The organism is Enterococcus sp. BSD2780061688st2 D3 (genome assembly GCF_005844145.1).
In the GTDB taxonomy this organism is placed as follows: Bacteria; Bacillota; Bacilli; order Lactobacillales; family Enterococcaceae; genus Enterococcus_B; species Enterococcus_B durans.
The window spans coordinates 57,764-75,775 of sequence record NZ_SPHN01000010.1 but is presented as its reverse complement, the minus strand read 5'-3'; the positions used below and the strand labels follow the sequence as shown (position 1 = coordinate 75,775).

Here is an 18,012-nt window from a genome sequence, read left to right as displayed (position 1 = left end):
CGCATTTATTTTTTTCTTAATACTTGTCTTCTTAACAGATCAAATCCTTGCATTACGGCGCTGTGTCGGATTGCTGCGCGGTCTCTCGTGAATCGATATTTCTGTGAAATGACTGCTTCGTCTCCATACGCTAACGCAATCCAAACTGTCCCAACAGGCTGTCCTTCGAGTTCATCTGGCCCAGCTACTCCAGTGAAAGAAATCCCGTAATCTGTTCCTGCTAGTTTTCTTGCTTGAAGAGCCATTTGCTCCGCACATTCTTGACTAACTGTCCCATATTTTTCTAAAAAGTGGCGATCAATCGTTAAAAAATTTGCTTTTGTTTCTAACGAATACGTTGTAAAACCACCAGGAAAGACTGCAGATACACCTGGGATATCTCCTAATGCAGCTTGAAAAGCTCCTGCGGTCAAACTTTCCGCCGCAGTAATCGTTTGGTTTCTTTCTTTTAAGAGATCCACGACAACTTTTGGCAGAGAATTGTCATCCCCGTAGCCATAAAAATACTCGCCAACCCGTTCTTGGATTCTTTCTTCTAAAGCTAGTAGTGCTTGATTTCCTGCATGTGCATCCTTTGTTTTCACAGTTAATCGCAAAGTGACCTCATTGGGTTTTGCATAGGGTGCGATCGTTGGATTGATCTGTGTTTCGATCAAATCTTTTAATTCTGTTACTAGACGTGACTCACCAATACCATAAAACCTTAGCACTTTTGAAATCAATTTTTCTTCTGATGGAAATTTTTCTTCCAATAGTGGACGCGCTTGTTCGATGAACATTGGTTTCAATTCACTTGGCGGACCCGGTAGTAAGATATACACATGATCTTCTGTTTGGAAAAATGTACCCAATGCTAGACCAGTACGATTGGGTAGCGGGATTCCCCCATCGATGATTTGTGATTGTTGCAAATTGTTTTCTGTCATCTTTCGTTTCGTTGTTTCAAAAAAGGTCAATAATTTTTTATATCCTTCTGTATTTTGAATTAGTTCTCTACCAAGATGCTTTGCTGTCACTTCTTTTGTTAGATCATCTTCTGTCGGTCCTAATCCACCACACAAAATGATCAATTCACTTCTCGTTTCTGCTAACTGAATCAACTCTTCTAAACGTGTAGGATTATCTCCCACAACTGTTTGATAATAGACGTCGATCCCAAGATCTGCTAATTGTTCTGATAAAAATGTCGCGTTGGTATTGACAACTTGCCCTAATAAAAGCTCTGTTCCTACGGCAATAATTTCTGATTTCATCTTGATCGCTTCCTTAACTTTAACTGTTTGCATGTCTACTCGCTTGTAGTAATCCCTACTTAAATAGTATACGCTATTTGTCAAAAGGTTCTTTGATTATTTGCTCATTTCCCCTTCACAAAAACAGTAAAAAATTTTTGACTCATTCTTCTTTACTAAAAAATATTTTCTGTCTTTTCTTTCAATCATGCGTATCATTTTTATACTTGAACTCTCTCCAACATAAAAACCGAAAATCCTCAAGGTAAGCTTTTCCGAGGATTTTCGGTTTTTATGTTGCTTAAACAGTTTGTTTTCTCAGGGAAACTAACTGCTGGTTTCAATTACATCGATCCTTTGAATACGCCACTATTTTTGGCAAAATAGTCGACTCCTGAATAGATGGTAAAGACTAAACAAGCATATAACATGATTTGATCAACTGGAAGCCCGATTAGATTAAATGGAATGTTATTGATGAATAACAAAATAATCGCAACCATTTGTGTAGCTGTTTTCACTTTCCCAGGCCACGCAGCTGCCATGACTTCACCATGTTCGACTAATAGTAGGCGCAACCCTGTTACAGCCAGTTCACGACACACGATGATCGCGATGACCCACCCTGGTGCTTTTCCTTGACCAACTAACATGATAAATGCCGTCATTACTAACATTTTATCAGCTAAAGGATCAGCAAATTTCCCAAAGTTCGTCACTAAACCACGTGCACGAGCAATTTTCCCATCCAACCAATCCGTGATACTAGCAATCGCAAAAATAATCGCTCCTACCAATTGGGTCACCTCAAGTGTGGTATCTCCTACAGTTAATTGACCCCAATCCAATGGCAATCCGACAACTAAAATAAAAATCGGGATCATACAAATTCTAATTACAGTTAATTTATTTGGTAAATTCACAGTATCGACTCCTTTCCTCCCTATTCTACGTGACTCTATCTAAACTTTCCACCGATATTGTTTAGTTTTTATAGAAGGTTGTGAAAAGAGCGCTTTGACCTGAGCAATAAGGAGGAAAATCTCGAAATAGCTTTCCATATTTTGAGATTTTTTGACTTATTGTTGAAGGTCAGCTCTTTGAACACCGTGAATAAGGTTGTGAAAAAGCCGTTCAGCTCCGCCGACAATAAGTATGAATTTTTCGAAACAGCTCTCCATGTTTTGAAAAATTAAGACTTATTTCAAGGAGTTGGCTTTTGAACACCGTGGAAAAGGTTGTGAAAAGGCTGGTCTGCATCAAGCAATAAGAATGAACAGAGAAAAACAGCTTTTCATGTTTTTCATCTGTTTAGGCTTATTGTTGAAGATGCAAGCCTTTGAACACCGTGGATAAAGGTTGTGAAAAGAGCGCTTTGACTTATTGTTGAAGGTCAGCTCTTTGAACACCGCGGATAAAGGTTGTGAAAAGAGCGCTTTGACTTATTGTTGAAGGTCAGCTCTTTGAACACCATAGATAAGGTTGTGAAAAAGCCGTTCAGATTATCCGACAAAAAAAGGATGAAACAAAAGTAAAAATCACTTTTATCTCATCCTCTAAATTTGAGTAAGCGGTAGAAACAATTACTTCGAAAAAACGAACCGAATTCTCAAAAATTTGAGAAACACCTATCGTGAATCGCTCTCATTTCTAAAGTCTTTATTCACTTTACTGTCTTCATGCCACCACCTATCAAGAACAGTTCTGAAACCTATTCCTTATATTGCAAAGCGAGGGTGACATTTTTTGGACTCCGGTTATTCTCTCCCGGATTGACAGGTACGACTTCACCATTCGCTTTGATCGTGGCATTACTTGCTGCCCCTAATGTGATCGTCGCGTTCGTGGCCGTTTCTGGCAACTGCGTGCTTTGCGTTTCATTCGCTGCTAGTGTGCCTTGATAAACATACGCATTGTCCACCATCACGCCAATCCACACTCGATTTGCTGCGGTGAATTCAAGCGTCACAGGCTTAGTAGCATCGGTAATGGATACTGCAATAGCACTTCCTGTATCTTGTCCAGCTGTAATAGCCATTTTTTTCTCTTCAACTGTTGACTCAGTCGTTGATTCAACTGTTGAAGAAGCTTGAGTACTTTCTTTCGTAGACGATGTGGTTTGTTCTACTGAACCATCCACAGTCACAGAGGAAGCACTTCCTCCAATGATAGGATCTGCTTGGCGATCTTGCCATGTCATATAACCAACAACTACAATGATTGCTAACGCGACCAATCCCAATAAAATGACCGGCAGACTTGTCCAAAATTTACTAGGATGTGATTCTTCTTGATGCATTGCTTTTCTAGAGCCATTTACTGTTTCAGGTTCAGGACGCTCAATGATCGTTCCAGCTGATAGTTTGCTTTTTCCATCAAATACATCAACTAAATGATCTCCGTCTTCTCCTACTGCCTCGGCATACTGTCGAATAAATGCACGAACATAAAACTTCCCAGGCAATTGATCAAAATCATCATTGTCGATTGCTTCTAGGTAGCGTTTTTGGATTTTAGTAATTTGTTGTAATTCATCTAAAGATATTTTTTTATTTAAGCGGGCTTGCCTTAATTTTTCCCCGATGGTTTCAAAAGCCACTCGTTCATCTTCTCCAGTCTTTTTATTCTAACCAGTTCTACAAATCAGTTGTCCCTTAAAAACTGGTTGTCTGCCATTCTAACAAAAGAATAGCAAGGACTTATTGCCCAATAGAAATCATCTGATTGGGCTATCTATCTAAAGAATACCACAAATCAGACAATTCTAGGGTAGCTTTCACCTAACTCTATAGTGAAATTTAAGAGTTAGATTGAAATTTTTTAACTTTCCCTATTTTTTCTTTGGCTGCATGTAAAACTCACTAAATGCTTCATTATTGATGAATGTTCGACCAACCTGTAGGACATCTTCCAATTGAATAGAGTCAATGATTTGAGGTAGATCAAATAGCGTTTGCTCTCCAAAGAGACTTTGCGTGAATTGATTGGCAATATACTCGATTGAATTCAATGATTGGAAATATTGTCCCAGCATTTTCTTCTTAAGCAGTGTTAAGTTTTCTGCAGTAATTTCTGGATCATTATCGAAGTTTAGAATAAGTTGTTTGACTTGTTTCGCCGCTTCTTCTGGTTGATCTGTATCTCCACTAAAATCGGCAAAATGGAATTCGCGATCCAACGTGAATTCAAAACCAAAGCTGTCGTCGATCAGTCCTTCATTGTACATTTTCAAATAATTTTGTGAAGTATTTCCTAATAAAAGTTGGAACAACAAGTTGATAGCTGTTTTATACCGAAGCAATTTGCTTCCTTCTTGTGGCAAAACATCTAACCCTTTTATTCCTAAAACAAATTTATTTCGATTCACAGCTGCTTCTAGCTCACTTTTTGCAATGATCTCGTGTGTATTCTCAGGAAAATACCGTTGGATCGGTTGTGCTGGTGGGAAATCTTTTGCTGATTGATTCGTTCGGATAACTGACATCAACTGTTCTGGTTCTAAATTTCCCACAACAAATAAGACCATATTACTTGGTTGATAAAATGTATGGTAACAAGTATACAGATCATCAGCTGAAATTTTATCGATACTTTCTACCGTACCTGCAATATCAATGTGCAATGGGTGATTGGGATAAAGATTATTCAAAATCCCAAAAAACAAACGCCAATTTGGATCATCTTCATACATTTGGATTTCTTGGCCAATGATTCCTTTTTCTTTATTGACTGTTTCTTCCGTAAAATACGGTGCTTGAACGAAATCTAATAAAGTAGTGAGATTTTTTTCCACCTGATCAGTCGTTGAAAACAAATAGCTCGTTTTTGTAAAGCTTGTAAAAGCATTCGCAGAAGCTCCTTGTTGTCCAAATAGTTGAAAGACATCGCCATCTTCTTTTTCAAATAATTTATGTTCTAAGAAATGAGCGATCCCATCAGGAACTTTTATTTTTTCTGACTTGCCATATGGAACAAATTCATTGTCGATCGAGCCATAATTCGTACTAAATAGTCCATAGGTCTTGTGGTACTCTTTTTTCGGTAATAAATAAACAGTCAAACCATTAGGCAGTACCTCATGATAGAGTGTTTCATTGATTTGAGGGTATTCAGTTTTATTCATTTGTCATTCCTCCATCCAAAAAGAATATAGCTTGCAATTCGATTTTTTGCGCAACGTTTTGGATATCATGGATTGTCACGTTTTCCATTCGGCTCAACCATTCATCATCTGTCAATTGTGTTTCTGGTAACCAGTTATCTAAATAAGCTGTTTCGATCGTAGCCTGTGGTGCATCGAGGGACAACAAGTATTGATTCCTTAGCATGGCTTTCGTTTGGGCTAATTCAAGCTCCGTTACCTCACCATTGCGTAAACTTTCTAGTTGTTCATGGATCAAACGTAACACTTGATTGCGGTTTTTTCCATCGATCCCTGTTTGTACACTCATAAATCCACGAAAAGTGTCGACACTGCTTGAAGCATAGTAAGCTAAACTTTCTTTTTCTCGAACATTCATGAATAGTTTAGAGTGGGGAAATCCACCAAATAAGCCATTGAACACCATCAACGAAAAACGCTCTGGTTGGTCGTAATAAATGTCCGTTTGATAAGCAAGATTTAGCTTTGCCTGTACGACAGGCTCTTGGATTTGTCGTTCCTTGATAATGTTTACTTTTGGCTGAGTGTAATAAATCTCTGGATGTGCGTAAGTTCTACCTGTGAAAGGTAATTTTTCTAACGCTACTTTAACTTCCTCTTCCGAAACATCCCCGACGACAAAGATATCGACTTGATCGTTTGCTATCATTTCTTGGTAATAAGTTGCCAAACTTTCCGCAGTCAATTCTTCTAGATCTTCAATTGTCCCAAAACTCGGGATTTTTTGAGCATCAGACTGTTCAAAGTACAATTCTTGCAGAGCCAGTGAGGCCATGGTTTGTTTGTCTTCGTTCAGACTTTCTAGATAAAGTTTTAAATTGTTTTTTTCCAGATCAAATGTCAATTGATCGAATTTTTGTTCCTTGATATTTGGATAAAACAGTACTTCTTTTAGAAAGTCCACTGCTTCATTGAAAATTTCGGAATCATTCACATACTTGCCGTTGACGAAACTGATTCCAGCATTCAGCCAGTGAAGATTGCCTTTTTTTCTCACAGATAATCCAAAGCTAGCCCCGTAAAGATCTGCTAGTTTGGCACTGAGTTGTGTTTGATCTGGATAATTCAGACTGTTTGTTTCCAATAAGCTACTCAAAAGTGAGCGTTTGGTCAAGGTTTCTTTTGCTAAACGTGTTGTGAATCGGACAAAGATACGAACCGTTTTATATTGTTTTGTTTGCAGCACATGGAGGTTGACACCCTCTGCTAGTTGATATGTCATAATAAAGTCCCCTTTTTTGCAGTCCGTTCCCCTGCATGATTTATTTAGCGCATTATTTGATATGCACGCTCTGCTGTCAATCTCTTTTTCAGCATCTAAGAGTCACTTTATAGTATAGCATAGAAGTGTTTTAACTAAAGACTTCTACAACAAATGCGTGTTGTTTTTATATTTTTTTATTCTTCGTTATACTAAGATTAAAAGAGAGGAGGAAAATTATGATTAAAGAATTCAAAGAGTTTATCATGCGTGGAGACGTATTAGATTTAGCTGTCGGGGTTGTTATTGGTAGTGCATTTACCAGTATCGTCAATCAGATCGTGCAAGGATTGATTACTCCCCTTGTTGGTTGGGTAGTCGCAATGATCACTGGCACATCTGATTTAGAGGGGGCGTTGTCTATTTTAGACTGGTCACCTACTAAAGGAGTTACCTTCGCTTTTGGTGACGTCATCAGTGCAATCATTACATTTATCATTACCGGCTTCATCTTATTCTTAGTTGTAAAAGCAGCAAATCATGCGAAAAATCTACGTTCTACCAAAGAAGAAGAGGAAGTTCCTGCAACACCAACAGCGGAAGATTATCTTAGCGATATCCGCGACTTACTTGCTCAACAAACAGCAGAAAACAACGGGCGTCCTACAGCACAAGCAGCTGTAGATACTAGCAACGAAAAGACAGAAGTATAATGTATAAAAAGAGACGGAGGCAAAAGTATTCCTTACTTTTACCTCCGTCTCTAAACATGAATAAATGATGGGAGCAGAAATGCCCACTTCTGTTCCCATTTTTTAGGTTGCGAAATGCTCGATCATCCAAGCTTCATATCAATATGGGGAATGTCATCTTCTAAGTAAACATCAGAGATTGCTTCGAATCCAAATGATTCATAAAAAGAACGAAGATATACTTGTGCACCAATAACGATTGGCTGATTTGGATACTTCTCTTGAATAAATGCGATCGTTTGTTGAAGGATTTTTCGCCCCAAGCCTTCTTTACGATGCTCCTTATTCACTAATACCCGCCCAAAATGAATAGCATCTTGTGCTTCATAGACCCTTGTATACGCTGAAATCTTGCCACCATCATCTTTAAAATAGGTGTGCCATGCGTGTTCATCAATCTCATCGACTTCTTGGTATGGACAGTTTTGCTCAACAACAAAAACAGCGATCCGCTCTTTGACGATGGCATAAAACTCTTCCGTATTCAACTCAGAAAATGGTTTAACGTGATACTTCATGTGACCTACCTCCGACTTTGCTTTTTCATCAGCATACCGATTTATCAACAAAAAAGCAAACGAACCTGATACGACATTAGGCTCGCTTGCTTTTTAAACTGCTTCAGTTAAAAATTCGATTTCGACTGTTCGAGTAAGTACATCAGAGTAACTATACGATACTCGTTCAAAAGAATTTTCTTCAGGATCCAAATCAACAACGAATACTGAAGGATAGGTTTCTGTTAAAACGCCTCGGCGTTCTGTTTGACGCTTTCTTCCTGTCTGAGCAACCAGCATGATCGGGCTGCCGATACGACCTTCTAAATCTTTTTTGATTGTAGCTAAAGTTGTTGGCATACAGTTCACCTCATTTACCAGTATACCACACGTTTTAAAAATTTTCAAGTTTACCATACAAAAAAAAGAAAAGCAATAAAAACAAATAAAAATAACATTAATAATTTGATGAATTATTCCTCATTATATTTTTTTAAATGTTGTTTTATTTTAAATTTCACTCGACTGTATGCACTTTTTACTTGTTTGATATCCATAGAAAGCGCTTCTGCCATTTCCGTAAAATCTGCTCCCTGCATATAGTAATAGAATATTTTTGCTTCCTTTTTTGAAAATTTGATGTGGCAGTCTTCAATCGCTTCATGCAGCAACAAATGCTGGACTGCTAACGGTTCTTGCATCGTGATCTCAGCTAAAAAATCTGGACCTTCCGTCTCGATTTTTTGATCAATCGAAATCTCATCTTTTTGATCTCTGCGTTTCAACGCATTTTGCTTTCTCAATAATGAATAGATCTGATTACTGATAATACTTTTATAATAGCTCCCAAAACTAACACCCTTGTTATTTTCATAAGTTTTCAAAGCTTGGTACAAAGCTATCCTTGCTTCTTGTTCCCAATCTTCATAAACGTAATTCCGTAAATAATACATATTCTTTAAACGCAATAAAAGTGGAAAATATTTTTGATACAGGGTAGCAAATGCTTCCTCATCACCGTTACGTGCGGCATGCAATAACTCCTCAGACATAAAATAATTCCTCCATACATTCGATTATGGAGGAATCTTATCATCAATTCACGTGGTAATTGGCTATATAACAATGTTATTTATCTTTTCGCATTAAATCGTCTAACTTTTGGGACAGTTTTGCTAATTGTTCGTCATTCCAAGGAGAGTTCCGACGAAAATCCACAAAACGCATATTTATATTATCTTGAGCTATATTTTTTTCCGTCTTCTTGATCGTTTTATACAACTCATATGCAGATGTTCGTAGAGCACCTTGCGAAAAAATCATCCATTGTTCTGCCAAGTCGCTGGTAGCCACTGTCACTTGGGTCAATCGATCATTTAGTTTGCCTGCGATTCGTTCGATATAGCTATCCGCAGTTTCATCTTCTTTTGTGAATACTACCTCTAGCTGATATTTTTTGTAATTTTGTTGGATACCTGGAACTAGTTGTGCATCAAAAACAATAATTACTTCGATTCCTTCATATTTTGCGTAATTAGATAATCGGTGAAGGAGCGCTTCTCTGGCATCCGCCATTTTATCTTGTTTTTTTAGTGCCACTAACTCAGGCCAAGAGCCGATCATGTTATATCCATCTACGATCAACAGCTGTTTTTTCATCGCTTATTCCCCCTGTCGTTGAGAGAAAGCTTGGTACATCAAAAGACCTGCTGCGACACTGGCGTTCAAACTTTGTACGTGTCCAACCATCGGGATCGTCAATAGCTCGTCCATCTCTTTTTTTAGACCTGGACTCATGCCGCGTCCTTCATTACCAATGACTAATGCAATTGAACCTTGCGCATTCCATTTTTGGAAGTTTGTTCCATCCATATCGGTACCAAATACCCAGAATCCTTCTTCTTTGAGCTGTTGGACCGTTTGAACAAGATTTGTCACTCTGGCAACTGGCACGTGTTCGACAGCTCCTGTAGAGGTTTTTGTTACGATAGGGGTGATTCCTACTGCACGATGCTTTGGAATGATTACTCCATCTACTCCACTAGCATCTGCTGTTCGTAATATAGATCCAAAATTATGTGGATCTTCAATACTATCTAAAATCAAGAAGAACGGCGTTTCTGTCTTCTCCTTTGCCTGTATCAGTAATTGATCCAGTGAAAGATACTCATAAGGCGTGATGGCTAGAACGATCCCTTGATGTACACCATGATCACTCAAAGTATCCAATTTTTGCTTTGGTACCCATTTAACTGGAACTGACTGCTCTTTAGCAATTGTTTTTAGCTCATCGATTTTTTCTCCATGGGCGTCTTCTTGAAGGAACAACTTGTTGCCACGTCCTTGTTGTAAAGCTTCAACCGACGCATGATGCCCAAAAATAAAATTATCTTCTAGTGATTCCTCTTCTGCTGATTTCATCACTGACTCGGGTCTGCTTGCTTTATTCTGTACAAATTTAGGTGACTTTTGTTGATTTTTTTTATTGCGTTTTGTGTAGTTGCGCTCGTTTTTTTCTCTACTCATTTTTTTCACCGACTTTCTGGATACACCAACGAATCAATTCTTCCATTCGTTCTGTTTGTTTTGTTAAATGCAAATACCCCATCAATGCTTCAAAACCTGTTGCAATCCGATAAGTAGCAATATCTGCATTTTTCGCACTTGTGTGACTTTTGGCATTTCTTCCTCTACGGTAGTAGATTTCCTCTTCTGCCGTCATTAACTGTTCTTCTAACATTTTTTTGATCAAATAAGCTTGCGCATTCGCTGAAACATAGCTTGTAGCTGCGCGGTGGAGTTTATTGGGCTTGGTTTCTCCTTGCTCGACCAAGTAATCTCTGACATAGATTTCATAGATAGCATCGCCTACATAAGCTAAGGCTAGTCCATTTAATTGTGTATAATCTTTCATGCTTCTCTTCTCCAACGAGTCCCTTGCGGTGTATCATCAAGCAAGATCCCCTTTTCTTTTAATAAGTCTCTGATTTCATCACTACGGGCAAAATCACGATTTTTTCTTGCTTGTGTCCGTTCTTCAATCAACTGTTCGATTTCTTCATCCAATAATTCAACGGAGGTAAATAAAATACCAAAGATCGATAGCCATTGTGTAAATAAAGCTTTTCCTTTTTCTAATACTGCAGCAGAAACTTCACTCTTTTCTAAGTACGTATTCAACCATTTCGCTAATTCATATACTACAGTGATCCCGTTAGCTGAATTGAAGTCATCATCCATTTCTTCAATGAAACGCTGCTCGATCTGGTCTAATTCCACTAAAAGATGCGCATCTGCTTCTAAATGTCCTATAGCCGTTGGCAAACGGAATTGAACATTATCGAACGTATTTCTTAACCGTTGTAAGTTCGTCGCTGCTTCTTTCATTGTCATCTCACTGTAACGAATCGGTCGACGATATTGGGTAGTTGCCATGAAGAAACGGATTACTTGCGGATCAACTGTCTGGATCAGTTCATGTACTGTAATGAAGTTGCCTAGTGACTTACTCATTTTTTGGTCTTCTTCACCGATCGTCACGAAGCCATTGTGCATCCAATAATTGGCAAATTTCTTGCCTGTTTTTGCTTCACTTTGTGCAATTTCATTTTCATGATGAGGGAATTCTAAATCTTGTCCACCACCATGGATATCAATTGTATCACCAAGATGTTTTGTTGCCATGACAGAGCACTCGATATGCCAGCCTGGACGTCCTTTGCCCCATGGGGAATCCCAAGAGATCTCTCCATTTTTCGCTTTTTTCCAAAGGGCAAAATCAAGAGGGTCTTCTTTTTGACTTTGCTCTTCTCCAGTACGTTGACTTGCACCGATCTCTAATTCATCAATGGATTGGTCACTTAGTTTTCCGTAAGATGTGAATTTTCTTGTACGGTAATAGACATCCCCATTTGCTTCGTACCCATATCCTTTTTCAACAAGCGTTTGGATGAATGAGATAATATCAGGCATGTGGTCCATCACACGGGGATGGAGTGTCGCTGGCTCCACATTCAATGCTTGCGTGTCTTCTTCAAACGCCTGGATAAAACGATCGGCTACTTCTGGCGCTGTCACGCCTAACTCATTTGCCACACGGATGATCTTATCATCGACATCTGTAAAATTGGAGATATAGTCGACTTGATAGCCTCGATACTCAAAATAACGACGGATCGTGTCAAAAGCAATCGTACTACGTGCATTGCCGATATGGATGTAGTTATATACTGTCGGTCCGCAGACATACATCCCCACTTTCCCTTCGTTGATTGGTGTAAATAGTTCTTTTTTTCTAGTTAATGTATTATAAATCTTTATCATTCTGATCTCCTCACTTTTTCACCTTTGATCCGTACCACTTTTGCAGGGATACCAACAGCTGTTGCATCATCTGGAATATCTTTCAAAACGACTGCTCCTGCGCCGATTTTGGCATTCTTACCGATAGTGACCGGCCCCAATATCTGCGCATTCGCAGAAAGCATCGCACCTTGTTTGATGGTTGGATGTCTCTTTCCTGTCTCTTTTCCAGTACCACCTAAAGTAACCCCATGGAAAAGGACCACGTCATCAGCCACTTCTGCTGTTTCGCCGATCACGATGCCCATCCCGTGGTCAATAAACACACCTCGTCCAATTTTTGCACCAGGATGTATTTCGATCCCTGTTATGAAACGCCAGAATTGTGCGTTGATTTTTGCCAGTAAATAAAGTCGATGCTCATATAAGTAGTGAGAGACTCGGTGCCAAAACAATGCGTGGAAGCCTGGATAAGTCAATACTACTTCTAAAGTCGAACGTGCAGCTGGATCATTTTTCTTGGCTGCCTCTACGGCACGGGTAAACCACCCCATCTGTTGTCACTCCTTCCTTCACTTTGTGTGTATGTATTTTCTTTTGGAAAAACAAATAAGCGCCTTTAAATAAGTTTCCTTATTAAAAGACGCTACTTGCGTGGTTCCACTTTTCTTTATAATCAAACACGATTACCTTTGACGGATAACGTTCGCGTTTACGTCCCTGACTACCTTACTGAAAGAAGCGAAAAACTCTTCTGATTCAATGTTCGTCAAGACCACTCCCAGAGGCATTTCAGTAAAAATTGATTAGCGACTTTCACCAGCCGTCGCCTCTCTTGAAATCAACGATTACCTACTTCTTTCTGTTCAACGTGTTTAATCTATAACTTGATTTAAATGTGCTAAGGATTTTTCACGTCCAAGCAATTCGATCGTTTCTGGTAATTCTGGACCATGCATTTGTCCAGAAACAGCGACACGAATTGGCATGAATAGATTTTTCCCTTTCACACCTGTTTCTTTTTGAACTGCTTTGATTGCAGCTTTGACTGTTGGTGCATCCACCACTTCCATTTGTTCTAATTGCGCTTTGAAAGCTGTCAGAACGGTTGGAACTGTTTCGCCAGCCAATACTTCTTTCGCTGCATCATTCAATACAGGATGTTCATTGAAGAACAATGCAGACATATCCACGATTTCAGCTGCATAACTCATTTGAGGTTGATACAGACTAACGATCTTTTTCACCCATTCGATTGTTTTTTCATCAGGATTTTCTTGAACACGTCCGTCAGCAATCAAATAAGGAAGACACATATCTGTTAGCTTATCTAAATCCATTTCTTTGATGTAATGGTTATTGACCCATTGTAGTTTCTTAGCATCGAACGCTGCTGGAGACTTACTCAAACGGTTTGGATCAAACATTTTGATCAAATCTGCTTGGTTGAATAGTTCATCTTCTCCAACTGGTGACCACCCCAATAAAGCAATAAAGTTGAACATTGCATCTGGTAAGTAGCCTAGTTCACGATATTGTTCGATGAATTGAAGGATCGATTCATCACGCTTACTTAGTTTTTTCCCTGTTTCTGTATTGATGATCAAGGTCATGTGGCCAAAAGTTGGTGGTGTCCAGCCAAACGCTTCATAGACCATCAATTGTTTTGGTGTGTTCGCAATATGATCGTCTCCACGCAAAACATGTGTGATCTTCATCAAATGGTCATCTACCGCTACAGCGAAGTTGTAAGTAGGCATGCCATCACGTTTTTGGATCACGTAGTCGCCACCGATATTATCTGATTCAAATGAGATATCGCCTTTGACCATGTCCGTGAATTTGTATTCTGTGTTACGAGGAACACGGAAACGAATTACAGGTTCTAAACCTTGAGCTTCTTTTTTTGCTTGTTCTTCAGGTGTAAGGTTGGCACAAGTACCAGCGTAATGTGGCATTTCTCCTCGTGCGCGTTGTGCTTCACGTTCTGCTTCTAATTCTTCTTCTGTACAATAGCACTTGTAAGCACGATTGCTTGCAAGTAATTGATCAATTAGAGGCTGATAGATTTCTTTTCTTTCTGATTGACGATACGGACCATATTCTCCAGGATTTTCAGGAGATTCATCCCAATCCATCCCTAACCAAGCTAGATTTTCCAACTGGCTTTTTTCACCGTCTTCAATGTTTCGTTTTTGGTCTGTATCCTCGATACGAATAATAAAATCTCCATCATTGTGGCGGGCAAACAAATAATTGAATAATGCTGTTCGAGCATTCCCAATATGCAAGTGCCCGGTTGGACTTGGTGCATAGCGTACGCGTACTTTCGTCATTTTCTTCCTCTTCTTTCAAACTAGTCTTTAAGAGCTATGGGCTGATTCATTTACGAACAAATGAACAAAACGATTTAGCAAGAGGCTATTTCATTTAATTGTTCCATAATTCTTTATAGGCTTTTCGACAAAAAATAAAAGCCACTCAGCCAAATTTTACCTTTTATAAGGTAAATAGTAAAGCCAACTGGTTGAAATTCCTTACCAGTTGGCTATTTTTATCGATTATTTTTGCTTATTTACTTTTTTCTGTTTCTTTTTTGTTGTCGATCCCGCGTCCAGCATGAGCTGGCTTAGCAAAAATCATTCGACCAGCCGCAGTTTGCAACGCACTCGTTACAACGACCTCAATGTGTTCATTCATATAATGCTGCCCGTCTTCAACAACGACCATCGTACCATCATCAAGATAAGCTACTCCTTGCTGACGTTCAGTTCCTGCCTTAACTACCAATACATTCATGTTTTCCCCTGGGATCACAACAGGTTTAACTGCATTTGCTAACGCATTGATGTTCAAAACTGGGACATTTTGAAATTCAGAGACTTTGTTCAAGTTATAGTCATTGGTTACGATCACACCGTCTAGTAATTTAGCTAATTTGATTAATTTACTATCCACTTCTGTGATATCTTCGAAGTCCCCATCATACATTTCAACAGATATTCCTTCTTCTTTTTGCAAAGCATTCAAAATATCTAACCCGCGACGTCCACGTACTCGCTTCAAGCTATCTCCTGAATCGGCAATATATTGTAATTCATACAAGACAAAATTCGGGATCATCAATGTGCCTTCTAAAAAGCCCGTTTTCGTGATGTCATAGATTCGTCCATCAATGATCACGCTGGTATCCAAGATTTTGTATTTATGGAAGTTTTCACCTTGTTTGCGTTCTAATAGCTGACTTTCTACCTCGCTAGCTGTTTCTTGTTCCGTTTTTTTATTTCGGGGCCCAAAGATTTTTTTCCACTCATCGATCCGAGTCGTCCCCATTCTCAAGCCTAGATAGCCTAAAATGACCATCAATAAGATCGGCAAGACACTATTAACAACTGGTATATTCGTATTGTACAGTGGCGTTGAAATAATCACACCTAATGTTAACCCGATGATTGCCCCGATCGCTCCAAATAAGAGATAGGTCAAGCTCACTTCACTTAATTTTTCTTCGATCTGTTTGATTACAGCTGAAATATGTTTTGCCAATAGCAAAGATAATAGAAAGAAAATAAGTGCGCCTAACAGGCTATTGGTAAATGTATTATTCAGCCATCCATTTGATTGTTGACCAACTGTCTGCCAAGCCGTAGGTAAAAAGGAAATCCCTAAGCTTGCGCCGACAATGACCATCAACAAGGTGATGACACGTTTTTGCATATTCGTTCCTCCATTTCATTCATTTGATTTTTGATTTTAGCGAAACACACGTTTTAATGTTTCAGCTAATGTGGCTACGCCCACTACTTCGATTCCCTGAGGCGGTTGCCATCCGCCAAGATTATTTTTTGGCAGATACACTTTTGTAAATCCTAATTTCTGTACTTCTTTGACCCTCTGCTCAATATGACTTACCCGTCTGATCTCACCAGTCAAACCGATTTCGCCAATAAAGCATTCTGTTGGCTGTGTCCCTTTTTCTTTGTAACTCGAAGCAATACTGATCGCAATAGCTAAATCAATGGCCGGCTCATTTAATTTTACCCCACCAGCCGCTTTTAAGTAAGCATCTTGATTCTGCAACAATAAGCCTGCTCTTTTTTCTAGGACAGCCATGATCAGTGAGACTCGGTTAAAATCTAAGCCAGTCGTTGTTCGTTTTGCGTTTCCGAACATCGTGGGTGTCACAAGCGCTTGGATCTCTACTAAAATAGGACGAGTGCCTTCCATCGCCACCACGATGGCTGAACCGGTTGCGCCTTCTAAGCGCTCTTCTAAGAAAATCTGCGAAGGATTCGCCACTTCTTCCAGTCCATGCTCGTGCATCTCAAAAATGCCAATTTCATTTGTCGAACCAAATCGATTCTTCACCGCTCTTAAAATACGGAAACTATGGTGTTGTTCTCCTTCGAAATAAAGAACCGTATCTACCATGTGTTCGAGCATTCTTGGACCTGCAATCGACCCTTCTTTTGTGACATGTCCAACGATAAAAATAGCGATACCGTTCGTTTTGGCAATTTTTAATAATTCTGCAGTCGTTTCCCGCACTTGACTCACGCTACCTGCTACACTCGTGATATCCGGTTGTGTCATTGTTTGGATGGAATCAATAATGACATAATCAGGAGAGATTTGTTCAATTGCTCGGCTGATCTCATTCATATCTGTTTCTGCGTATAAATAAAATTCCGTGTTGATTGATCCTAGACGTTCCGCACGTAGCTTGATTTGCTCAGCACTTTCTTCACCAGATACATACAATACTTTACCACCAATGTCTGCAAGTTGTTGTGAAACTTGTAATAACAACGTCGATTTCCCGATACCTGGATCTCCACCGATCAAGATCATTGATCCTGGAACAACGCCGCCGCCTAATACTCGATTCAATTCAGCAAGTTTCGTTTTTACCCGTGATTCTTTTTTGGGGATGACTTCCGCAATTTTAGTTGGCTTCGCTTTTTCACCAGTTAAGCTCGTCCTAGTTCTGCGATCGCTAGTATCCTGCTCAATTTCTTCCACCATCGTATTCCATTTTCCACAATTCGGGCATCGCCCTAAAAATTTAGGCGAAACATACCCACAGTTCTGACAGACAAATTGCACTTTTGCTTTTTTTGCCATCGTCTCGCCTCCTTAAATTATCTTTTTAAATTTAACTCTACCTTAAATCAATGTTGGTTGGATGAACCAAAACCGCCTTGACGGGCATTTTCCGTCTGATCTTGATCTGCTTTTAAGAACGGTAGGAAGATTCCTTGACCAATCCGCTCACCTTTTTTGATGACTACATCTTTGAAGCCGAAGTTGGTGAACTGGAACATGATATGTCCTTCATTTGCTTCATTGTTGTAATAGTCACTGTCGATCACACCCACACCATTGGTCAAGATCAAAAAGCGTTTTAACGGATTACTTGAACGGTTCGCTAACTGTAAGAACTCCTCTTCCCCCATGTATGCCTTGATACCCGTTGGCACGAGTACGGGTTTGATTTTTTTCTCTTCGTCTGCCACCATGTTATTTTTCAATACCTCAGTCATTGCTGCCATTCCTTGCTTTAGTCCCGCTTTCCATACACTTGGGATCACAATTTCTTCTGCCGCTTCAAAATCATAGCCTGCAGCATGATGTGTGGCTCTTTTTGGCAAGTTTATTTGTTGCTCTGCATAAGTTGATATAACTTCAAATCCTCTTTTTTTCACCGAATTTCCTCCCAGAATAAACTATTTTTATTTTAACATATTCATTGGAACAAAAGCTCTTCTTTAAAAATTCTTCATGAAATTCTGTTATGCTGAAGAAAATCACCATTTCTACTGAAAAAATTAGATTTTTAACATGACTTTATGGTACAAAACAAGTA

General features: G+C 39.2%; 18 protein-coding genes and 1 other annotated feature. Of the genes, 1 reads left to right on the top strand and 17 read right to left on the bottom strand.

Going from position 1 to position 18,012, the window contains the following annotated elements:
• Positions 1-5: 5 nt before the first annotated feature.
• The 5 genes from FGQ66_RS09465 to yfmF all read right to left on the bottom strand — a co-directional run bounded on the left by FGQ66_RS09465 (position 6) and on the right by yfmF (position 6,616).
• Positions 6-1,253 carry a competence/damage-inducible protein A gene (locus tag FGQ66_RS09465; RefSeq protein WP_115234856.1) on the bottom strand — a complete coding sequence of 416 codons (1,248 nt, stop codon included), beginning with the start codon at positions 1,251-1,253 and terminating at the stop codon, positions 6-8.
• Between the two features lie 323 nt (positions 1,254-1,576).
• Positions 1,577-2,155, bottom strand: coding sequence for a CDP-diacylglycerol--glycerol-3-phosphate 3-phosphatidyltransferase (gene pgsA / locus FGQ66_RS09460; RefSeq protein ID WP_005875113.1), 579 nt, complete (start codon positions 2,153-2,155; stop codon positions 1,577-1,579).
• Positions 2,156-2,943: 788 nt separating this feature from the next.
• Positions 2,944-3,831, bottom strand: a complete 888-nt coding sequence (locus FGQ66_RS09455; protein WP_138302269.1) for a RodZ domain-containing protein — start codon at positions 3,829-3,831, stop codon at positions 2,944-2,946.
• Positions 3,832-4,062: 231 nt separating this feature from the next.
• Positions 4,063-5,355 carry an EF-P 5-aminopentanol modification-associated protein YfmH gene (yfmH, locus tag FGQ66_RS09450; RefSeq protein WP_138302268.1) on the bottom strand — a complete coding sequence of 431 codons (1,293 nt, stop codon included), beginning with the start codon at positions 5,353-5,355 and terminating at the stop codon, positions 4,063-4,065.
• Positions 5,348-6,616, bottom strand: coding sequence for an EF-P 5-aminopentanol modification-associated protein YfmF (gene yfmF, locus FGQ66_RS09445; protein ID WP_005875109.1), 1,269 nt, complete (start codon positions 6,614-6,616; stop codon positions 5,348-5,350). Before yfmF ends, yfmH begins: the two co-directional genes overlap by 8 nt.
• A gap of 218 nt (positions 6,617-6,834) precedes the next feature.
• Here yfmF and mscL point away from each other — a divergent pair, with 218 nt between their 5' ends.
• Positions 6,835-7,308 carry a large conductance mechanosensitive channel protein MscL gene (gene mscL, locus FGQ66_RS09440; protein ID WP_081135704.1) on the top strand — a complete coding sequence of 158 codons (474 nt, stop codon included), beginning with the start codon at positions 6,835-6,837 and terminating at the stop codon, positions 7,306-7,308.
• 122 nt (positions 7,309-7,430) lie between these two features.
• Here mscL and FGQ66_RS09435 read toward each other — a convergent pair whose 3' ends face one another.
• The 12 genes from FGQ66_RS09435 to FGQ66_RS09380 all read right to left on the bottom strand — a co-directional run bounded on the left by FGQ66_RS09435 (position 7,431) and on the right by FGQ66_RS09380 (position 17,851).
• Entirely contained in the window at positions 7,431-7,865 is a 435-nt protein-coding gene (locus tag FGQ66_RS09435) for a GNAT family N-acetyltransferase (protein ID WP_081135701.1), read from the bottom strand.
• 93 nt (positions 7,866-7,958) lie between these two features.
• On the bottom strand, positions 7,959-8,204 hold the full coding sequence (locus FGQ66_RS09430) for a Veg family protein (protein WP_005875105.1): 246 nt from the start codon (positions 8,202-8,204) through the stop codon (positions 7,959-7,961).
• A 113-nt stretch (positions 8,205-8,317) separates the two neighbouring features.
• A complete protein-coding gene (locus tag FGQ66_RS09425) occupies positions 8,318-8,896 on the bottom strand; it encodes an RNA polymerase sigma factor (protein ID WP_005875103.1) in 579 nt (192 codons plus the stop codon).
• A gap of 76 nt (positions 8,897-8,972) precedes the next feature.
• Complete coding sequence (locus FGQ66_RS09420) at positions 8,973-9,503, bottom strand: NYN domain-containing protein (protein WP_005876890.1); 531 nt, start codon at positions 9,501-9,503, stop codon at positions 8,973-8,975.
• 3 nt (positions 9,504-9,506) lie between these two features.
• Positions 9,507-10,370, bottom strand: a complete 864-nt coding sequence (gene rlmB, locus FGQ66_RS09415) for a 23S rRNA (guanosine(2251)-2'-O)-methyltransferase RlmB (protein WP_081135696.1) — start codon at positions 10,368-10,370, stop codon at positions 9,507-9,509.
• Positions 10,363-10,758, bottom strand: coding sequence for a Mini-ribonuclease 3 (locus FGQ66_RS09410; RefSeq protein WP_005876893.1), 396 nt, complete (start codon positions 10,756-10,758; stop codon positions 10,363-10,365). Before FGQ66_RS09410 ends, rlmB begins: the two co-directional genes overlap by 8 nt.
• Positions 10,755-12,167 carry a cysteine--tRNA ligase gene (gene cysS / locus FGQ66_RS09405; RefSeq protein ID WP_138302267.1) on the bottom strand — a complete coding sequence of 471 codons (1,413 nt, stop codon included), beginning with the start codon at positions 12,165-12,167 and terminating at the stop codon, positions 10,755-10,757. The genes FGQ66_RS09410 and cysS overlap by 4 nt, the downstream gene beginning before the upstream one ends.
• Entirely contained in the window at positions 12,164-12,700 is a 537-nt protein-coding gene (epsC, locus tag FGQ66_RS09400) for a serine O-acetyltransferase EpsC (protein WP_081135691.1), read from the bottom strand. The genes cysS and epsC overlap by 4 nt, the downstream gene beginning before the upstream one ends.
• An 82-nt stretch (positions 12,701-12,782) precedes the next feature.
• Positions 12,783-13,025: a binding site (T-box leader), on the bottom strand.
• Entirely contained in the window at positions 13,022-14,482 is a 1,461-nt protein-coding gene (gltX, locus tag FGQ66_RS09395) for a glutamate--tRNA ligase (protein ID WP_005876899.1), read from the bottom strand. It overlaps the preceding feature by 4 nt.
• 235 nt (positions 14,483-14,717) lie before the next feature.
• Positions 14,718-15,863: a PIN/TRAM domain-containing protein gene (locus tag FGQ66_RS09390; RefSeq protein ID WP_005876901.1), complete on the bottom strand. Its 1,146-nt coding sequence runs from the start codon at positions 15,861-15,863 to the stop codon at positions 14,718-14,720.
• Positions 15,864-15,899: 36 nt separating this feature from the next.
• The gene (gene radA, locus FGQ66_RS09385; protein ID WP_138302266.1) at positions 15,900-17,270 is read right to left on the bottom strand and encodes a DNA repair protein RadA; all 1,371 of its coding nucleotides are present in this window, start codon (positions 17,268-17,270) and stop codon (positions 15,900-15,902) included.
• Between the two features lie 47 nt (positions 17,271-17,317).
• Entirely contained in the window at positions 17,318-17,851 is a 534-nt protein-coding gene (locus FGQ66_RS09380) for a dCTP deaminase/dUTPase family protein (protein ID WP_081135688.1), read from the bottom strand.
• Positions 17,852-18,012: the final 161 nt, after the last annotated feature.

Bases quoted from the DNA above. Each gene is read 5' to 3' on its own strand.
- yfmH (WP_138302268.1), bottom strand. From the start codon at position 5,355: ATGAATAAAACTGAATACCCTCAAATCAATGAAACACTCTATCATGAG.
- gltX (WP_005876899.1), bottom strand. From the start codon at position 14,482: ATGACGAAAGTACGCGTACGCTATGCACCAAGTCCAACCGGGCACTTG.
- FGQ66_RS09390 (WP_005876901.1), bottom strand. From the start codon at position 15,863: ATGCAAAAACGTGTCATCACCTTGTTGATGGTCATTGTCGGCGCAAGC.
- FGQ66_RS09465 (WP_115234856.1), bottom strand. From the start codon at position 1,253: ATGAAATCAGAAATTATTGCCGTAGGAACAGAGCTTTTATTAGGGCAA.
- epsC (WP_081135691.1), bottom strand. From the start codon at position 12,700: ATGGGGTGGTTTACCCGTGCCGTAGAGGCAGCCAAGAAAAATGATCCA.
- radA (WP_138302266.1), bottom strand. From the start codon at position 17,270: ATGGCAAAAAAAGCAAAAGTGCAATTTGTCTGTCAGAACTGTGGGTAT.
- cysS (WP_138302267.1), bottom strand. From the start codon at position 12,167: ATGATAAAGATTTATAATACATTAACTAGAAAAAAAGAACTATTTACA.
- FGQ66_RS09435 (WP_081135701.1), bottom strand. From the start codon at position 7,865: ATGAAGTATCACGTTAAACCATTTTCTGAGTTGAATACGGAAGAGTTT.
- FGQ66_RS09410 (WP_005876893.1), bottom strand. From the start codon at position 10,758: ATGAAAGATTATACACAATTAAATGGACTAGCCTTAGCTTATGTAGGC.
- FGQ66_RS09420 (WP_005876890.1), bottom strand. From the start codon at position 9,503: ATGAAAAAACAGCTGTTGATCGTAGATGGATATAACATGATCGGCTCT.
- mscL (WP_081135704.1), top strand. From the start codon at position 6,835: ATGATTAAAGAATTCAAAGAGTTTATCATGCGTGGAGACGTATTAGAT.
- FGQ66_RS09430 (WP_005875105.1), bottom strand. From the start codon at position 8,204: ATGCCAACAACTTTAGCTACAATCAAAAAAGATTTAGAAGGTCGTATC.
- FGQ66_RS09425 (WP_005875103.1), bottom strand. From the start codon at position 8,896: ATGTCTGAGGAGTTATTGCATGCCGCACGTAACGGTGATGAGGAAGCA.
- yfmF (WP_005875109.1), bottom strand. From the start codon at position 6,616: ATGACATATCAACTAGCAGAGGGTGTCAACCTCCATGTGCTGCAAACA.
- rlmB (WP_081135696.1), bottom strand. From the start codon at position 10,370: ATGAGTAGAGAAAAAAACGAGCGCAACTACACAAAACGCAATAAAAAA.